General features: G+C 72.9%; 5 protein-coding genes. 1 reads left to right on the top strand and 4 read right to left on the bottom strand.

Annotation, left to right across the window (positions count from 1 at the left end; genetic code table 11):
• Positions 1 to 31: 31 nt before the first annotated feature.
• From BOSE127_RS15195 to BOSE127_RS15180, 4 genes are all read right to left on the bottom strand, one after another.
• Positions 32 to 907, bottom strand: coding sequence for a sugar phosphate isomerase/epimerase family protein (locus BOSE127_RS15195; RefSeq protein ID WP_159558209.1), 876 nt, complete (start codon positions 905 to 907; stop codon positions 32 to 34).
• 44 nt (positions 908 to 951) lie between these two features.
• Entirely contained in the window at positions 952 to 2,163 is a 1,212-nt protein-coding gene (locus BOSE127_RS15190) for a DUF993 family protein (protein WP_159557877.1), read from the bottom strand.
• Complete coding sequence (locus tag BOSE127_RS15185; protein ID WP_159558207.1) at positions 2,160 to 3,362, bottom strand: Gfo/Idh/MocA family protein; 1,203 nt, start codon at positions 3,360 to 3,362, stop codon at positions 2,160 to 2,162. Before BOSE127_RS15185 ends, BOSE127_RS15190 begins: the two co-directional genes overlap by 4 nt.
• A gap of 120 nt (positions 3,363 to 3,482) precedes the next feature.
• The gene (locus tag BOSE127_RS15180; RefSeq protein WP_159557875.1) at positions 3,483 to 4,550 is read right to left on the bottom strand and encodes a LacI family DNA-binding transcriptional regulator; all 1,068 of its coding nucleotides are present in this window, start codon (positions 4,548 to 4,550) and stop codon (positions 3,483 to 3,485) included.
• 246 nt (positions 4,551 to 4,796) lie between these two features.
• Here BOSE127_RS15180 and BOSE127_RS15175 point away from each other — a divergent pair, with 246 nt between their 5' ends.
• Positions 4,797 to 6,077: an ABC transporter substrate-binding protein gene (locus BOSE127_RS15175; protein WP_051067354.1), complete on the top strand. Its 1,281-nt coding sequence runs from the start codon at positions 4,797 to 4,799 to the stop codon at positions 6,075 to 6,077.
• Positions 6,078 to 6,108: the final 31 nt, after the last annotated feature.

Here is a 6,108-nt window from a genome sequence, read left to right as displayed (position 1 = left end):
GGGGGGGGGGGGGGGGGGGGCAGCGCCCGCCTCAGCGCGGGAGCGGGACCGCTTCGGCGAAGGACGCCACGACGCGGGCGACGACCTCGGCGGGCGGGGTGTCCCAGATCGCCTGGTTGAAGAGCTCGACCTCGACGTCGCCGGAGTAGCCGGCACCCATCACCGCATCGGTCACCGGCCCGAAGTCGACGTGCCCGTCGCCCGGGTAGCCGCGTGAGAGCAGCGGGTCGGCCGCGATCGGGGTGGTCCAGTCGCACACCTGGTACGAGGCGATCCGGCGGGCGGCACCAGCCCGGGCGATCGAGGCCGCGAGCGCCGGGTCCCACCAGACGTGGAAGGTGTCGACGACGACGCCGACGGCCGCTGCCGGGAACGGGGCCGCCAGGTCGAGGGCCTGCGCGAGCGTCGACACCACGGCGCGGTCGGCGGCGTACATCGGGTGCAGGGGTTCGACGGCGAGCTGCACGCCGGTGTCGAGTGCGTGCGGCACGAGGGCGGCGAGGGCGTCCGCCACCCGCGCACGCGCACCGCCGAGGTCGCGCGAGCCCGCTGGCAGGCCGCCCGCGACGAGCACGAGGACGGGCGCCGACCCCGGAGCACCCGCGGCGGCCAGGGCGGCGGTCTCGTCGATCGCCCGGCGGTTGTCGTCGAGTGCCCGCTGGCGTGCGGTCCCCTCGGGCAGGGTGAAGAACCCGCCACGGCAGTGCGACGACACCCGGAGTCCGGAGTCGGCCACCCGGCGCACGGCCTCGGCGAGCCCGAGCTCGGCGACGGGTTCGCGCCAGGTGCCGATCGCCCCGACCCCGGCACGGCGGACGGTGTCGAGCGCCTCGGGCAGGGTCGCGTACTTGATCGTCGCCTGGTTGACGGACAGCCGCGGGTGCGGCGCGGGCGACCCCGGCGCCACCGGCACGGGTGCACCGACCTGCGCGGCCGTGCCGGACGGCGTGCTCACGCGACCACCCCGGCTGCGGTGCGGTCGACGGCGGGTGGGGCGGGCCTCCCGGCGGTCGTCGCCACCCCGTTGACCGCGAGCAGGGCGTGCCAGCGCGCGGCGGCGAGGTCCGGGTCCTGCAGGGCGCCGCAGGCGTTCGCGAGCCGGACCGTCTCGGACAGGTGCGACAGCGAGCGGCCGGCGTGCTGGCCACCGGCCATGGCGAAGGCCGGCTGGTGCCCGTTCAGCCAGGCGAGGAACGCGATGCCGGTCTTGTAGTGCCAGGTGGGGGCGCTGAAGAGGTGTCGGGACAGGGCCTCGGTCGGTCCGAGCAACGAGCGGTAGGCGGCTTCGTCGGGCAGGGCACGCACAGCGGCCGAGGCGAGCGGTGCGATCGCGGCGAAGGCCCCGAGCAGGGCGTCGGAGTGCACGCCGTCGCGGTCCGCGATCAGGTCGACGTAGTGGAAGTCGTCACCAGTGAACATCCGGGCGGTCTCGGGCAGCCGGGCGCGGAGTGCCACCTCGGCCGTCGCGTCGAGCAGGCTCATCTTGATGCCGGAGATCCCCGGCCCGGCGTCGCGCATGATGTCGAGCACCGTGTCGGGGCCCCGGTGCCCGCCGAAGTACCCGGCGAGGGCGGGGTCGAACGCCTCCCCCAGCCAGTGCAGGACGACGGGGGCGCTCGCCCGCTCGACGACCCGACGGTAGACGCGGCGGTAGGTGTCCGGATCGTCCAGCGCGAGTCGTGCCAGGTGGCGGCTGGCCATCAGGACCACGCCCGCCCCGGCGTCCTCGGCGTGGTGGAGCTGCCGGGCGTAGGCGTCGACGACCTGCTGCTCGGTGACGGGTTCGTCGGGCAGGTCGTCGGTGTTCACGCCGACGACGATGCGGCCGCCGACCGACTGCGCCTCGCGGGCGGAGCGCGTCACGAGCTCGCGGGTCGCCTCCGGGTCCAGTCCCATGTTCCGCTGCGCGGTGTCCATCGCGTCCGCCACACCCAGCCCCCACGACCACAGGTGGTGCCGGAACGCCAGGGTGGCGTCCCAGTCGAGGTCGGCCGGAGCACCAGGGGTGTTGTCGGCGGCGGTGCGCGGGACGACGTGGGCGGCCGCGTAGACGATGCGCTCGGTGAGCGGTGCCGCGGGCACGGCAGTGGCGTCGACGGCCGGTGCGCCCAGCGGCGTCCGGCTCGTGGTGCCGTCGGGCGCCAGCAGGGTCAGGTCCGTCATGCGGACGCCCCGATGGTCTCGGTGCGCTGGGCGACCTCCGGCGTCTCGACCGGGAGGCGCGGCTCGGCCCCGGCGGGCAGGGTCAGCTCCGGCAGGTCCACACGCCGGCCCTCGGCGCTGGATCGCAGACCGGCTTCCGCCAGCGCCACGCCGCGGGCACCGGACAGCAGGTCGTAGGGGTGCGGGCGTCCGGCGACGAGGTCCTGCAGGAAGTCCTCCCACTGGGCGCGGAACCCGTTGCCGTAGACCTCGTTGTCGGGGACCTCGAGCCACTGGCTGCGGTAGTCGGCGTCGTCGCGCAGATCGGGGTTCCAGACGGGCTTCGGCGTCGCCGTGCGGGGCTGGATCCGGCACCCGAACAAGCCCACCACCGCGCTGCCGTCGGTGCCGTCGACCTGGAACTCGACGAGCTCGTCGCGGTCAACGCGGACCGCCCAGCTCGAGTTGATCTGCGCCGTGACGCCGCCGGCCAGGTCGAACACGCCGTACGCGGCGTCGTCGGCGGTCGCCGGGTAGGGTACGCCCTGCTCGTCGGTGCGCTGCTCGATGTGCGTGACCGCCCGGGCGTAGACGGACTCGACGCGGCCGAACAGCTGCTCGAGCACGTAGTTCCAGTGCGGGAACATGTCGACGACGATGCCGCCACCGTCCTGCCGGCGGTAGTTCCAGCTCGGGCGCTGCGCCGACTGCCAGTCCCCCTCGAACACCCAGTACCCGAACTCGCCGCGGACGCTCAGCACCCGGCCGAAGAACCCGGAGTCGAGCAGGCGACGGAGCTTCCGCAGCCCGGGCAGGTAGAGCTTGTCGTGCACGACGCCGTTCGGGACGCCGGCCTCGGCCGCGAGCCGGGCGAGTTCGAGGGCCTCGGCGGAGGTCTCGGCCGTCGGCTTCTCGGTGTAGACGGCCTTGCCGGCGGCGATCGCGCGGCGCAGCGCGTCGGCACGGGCACTCGTCACGGCGAAGTCGGCGAAGACCTGCCAGCGGGGATCCGCCAGGGCGGCGTCGAGGTCGGTGGTCCAGTGCTGCAGGCCGTGCCGGGTCGCGATCTCCTCGATCTTCGCGGCGTTCCGACCGACGAGCATCGGTTCGAGCTGCACGCGCGTGCCGTCGGGCAGCAGCAGGCCGCCGTCATCGCGGATCGCCAGGATCGACCTGACCAGGTGCTGCCGGTAGCCCATGCGCCCGGTGACGCCGTTCATGATGATGCCGATGGTGCGCGTGGTGGTCAACGCGTGCTCCCTTGCTCGCTGTGGCCCGCTCTCCGTCGTCGTGGAAAGCGCTTGCCGGAACCGTACACCACGGGGTGCGCGGTGGCGAGGTCAGCGGGCGGTGCTGGCGCGCAGGACGACCTCGCCGTCGACGGCACCGTCGGCCTCGAGCCCGAGCGCACGGCGGACGGCCCGCTCGCCGATCTCCTCGAGCGGCAGCCGCACCGTGCTGAGCGCCGGCACGACGTCGGCGAGCATCCGCACGTCGTCGAACCCCGCGACGCCGACGTCCACCCCGGGCACGAGCCCGCGCTCCCGGATCGCCGCGACCGCCCCGACGGCCATCAGGTCGGTGACCGCGAAGACGCACCGGGGCACCGCGGCCCCACCCTCGGCAGCTCGGTCCAGCAGCGACGCCATCGCCCGGTACCCGCCGTCGCGCGTGAACTCGGAGGGCACCACGTCGTCGTCGGGCACCCGCAGACCGTGGGCCGCGAGGCCGGCGACGAACCCCTCGACCCGGGCGTGGGCGGTGACGAGGTCCGGGTCGCCGGCGAGCACGGCGAACGAGTCGTGCCCCTGTTCGACCAGTGCCCCGGCGAGTGCCGCGGCCCCGCCGAGGTTGCGGATCACGACGCCGTGCACGCCCGGGACGCCCGCTGCGGCTCCGTCCAGGTCGGACACGAGCGCCGACACCCCCGCCCCCGCGGCGACGAGGCCACCGACCGCCGCCGCGACTTCGGACGGGCCGGAGCCCGTCGCGGATCCGAAGCCGATCCCGAGCCGACGGCTGACCGCCAGCACGACGGCTCGCGGGCGGAGTCCGGCGACCACGTCGAGCACCGCCACTTCGCGCGACGGGTCGCCGCCGGTGGAGGTGATCGTGACGACGAGCCCGGCGTCGTCGGCGGCGCGGATCGCGCCGGCGGCGATCGCGGCGAAGTACGGGTCGGCGATGTCGCCGACGACGAGCGCCAGGGTCGTGGTCGACCCCCGAGCGACGGCCTGCGCCTGCACGTTGGCGGTGTAGCGCAGGGCCCGGGCGGCGGCGCGCACCCGGTCCACCGACTCCTGCCGGACCTTGCGGGTGCTGCCGTTGAGTGCCCGCGAGGCGGTCGCGAGCGACACCCCTGCCCGCTCGGCCACGTCGGCCAGGGTGACGGTGCCTCGCTCGGGCATGTCGTGCCTCCAGTCAGGGTCCGCGCCGTGCGCGGCCTGTGGCGAGGATAGCGATTCCCCGCGGGCCAGGGCGGGGTTCCGAGCGGCCGGTCTCGCCGTCGAGACCGCAGGTCACATTGTCAGAACATCGCTCAGGAAAGCGCTTGCCAGAACGGCGGGGGTCGTGTAGACCTGGGGTCCTCGGCCGAGACACCCCGAACGCTCGCCCACGGCAGATGCACGTGGTCCCGAACGAAAGCAGTGACGATGAAGTCATCCAAGAGAATGCTCGCACTCGTCGGCGGGATCGCCGCGCTCGCGCTCCTGAGCGGCTGCGCCTCCGGCGGGTCCGGGGACGGCGGCAAGGTGGACGAGCTGACCTTCTGGCTCTCCACCTCGTCCGCGCAGGAGAAGGGCTACCAGGACCTCGCGACCGCCTACGAGAAGCAGACCGGCGTCGCGGTGAAGATCGTGAACCTGCCGTACGACGGCCTGCAGACCAAGCTGCGCGAGTCGGCGCAGGCGAACTCGCTGCCCGACGTGGTGCGGGCCGCGGGCATCGACCCGATCTGGAGCGGCAAGACCGTCGACCTCGCCTCGATCGTCAGTGACAAGGCGAACGGGATCGACCAGGACCTCATCGCGAAGGACAAGGACGGCAAGGTCACCTCGATCCCGTCCGACGTCACCGCGGCCGGACTGTTCGTGAACAAGTCGCTGTTCGACAAGGCCGGCGTCGCGTACCCGACCGATCCCGCGAAGGCGTGGACGTGGAGCGAGTTCCTCGACGCCGCCGACAAGGTGAAGGCCGACACCGGCGCCAAGTACGACCTGGTCTTCGACTCGTCGCCGTCGCGCCTGCGGGCCTACATGTTCACCAAGGGCACCGACTTCATGCAGCAGGAGAAGGACGGTTCCTTCCCCACCGACGCGAAGACCGTCGACGCCCTGCAGGACTTCGCCGACATGAACGACGACTCGGTCATGCCGAAGTCGGTGTGGACGAGCGGCCAGGACCCGAACGCCCTGTTCAAGAGCGGCCAGGTCGTGGCGTACTTCTCCGGTGTCTGGCAGTCGTCGGACTTCGCGTCGAACATCACCGACTTCGACTGGGCCAGCGCCGCCACCCCGGCGGACCCGACCCACGCCACCGAGATCAACTACGGCGGCAACATCGTCGGGTTCGAGAACTCCGACACCCGCGGCGCCGCGGCGAAGAAGTTCATCGACTACATGTACGACCCGACGAACTACGCGAAGCTCGTGACCACCAACGGGTTCCTGCCGGTCGAGTCCGGGCTGGACATCACCTACCCCTTCAAGTCGCAGGCAGCAAAGGACTCCTTCGCGCTGTACCAGAAGGAGATCGAGGCGGCCGACCCGATCTCGAGCTCGTACGCCAAGGCAGCGTCGGAGTGGGCGGTCGAGGGCAAGGAGATCGGCACCGACCCGACCACGGCCGAGGTCGGCAAGCTCATCAACGGGCAGCAGTCGGCCAAGGAGACGCTCGACACGATCACGAAGTACTACGAGGAGCACGTGGGGTGACGGAACGGGGCCGGGCGCATGCGTCCGGCCC

The organism is Curtobacterium sp. 8I-2 (genome assembly GCF_902506155.1).
Lineage (GTDB): Bacteria > Actinomycetota > Actinomycetes > Actinomycetales > Microbacteriaceae > Curtobacterium > Curtobacterium poinsettiae.
Note: the sequence above shows the minus strand (reverse complement) of the source record. Positions and strands in the feature narration are given on the sequence as shown.

What these genes read in the sequence shown, in the direction of transcription:
- BOSE127_RS15180 (WP_159557875.1), bottom strand. Translation starts at nt 4,550, where the DNA reads ATGCCCGAGCGAGGCACCGTCACCCTGGCCGACGTGGCCGAGCGGGCA.
- BOSE127_RS15185 (WP_159558207.1), bottom strand. Translation starts at nt 3,362, where the DNA reads ATGAACGGCGTCACCGGGCGCATGGGCTACCGGCAGCACCTGGTCAGG.
- BOSE127_RS15190 (WP_159557877.1), bottom strand. Translation starts at nt 2,163, where the DNA reads ATGACGGACCTGACCCTGCTGGCGCCCGACGGCACCACGAGCCGGACG.
- BOSE127_RS15175 (WP_051067354.1), top strand. Translation starts at nt 4,797, where the DNA reads ATGAAGTCATCCAAGAGAATGCTCGCACTCGTCGGCGGGATCGCCGCG.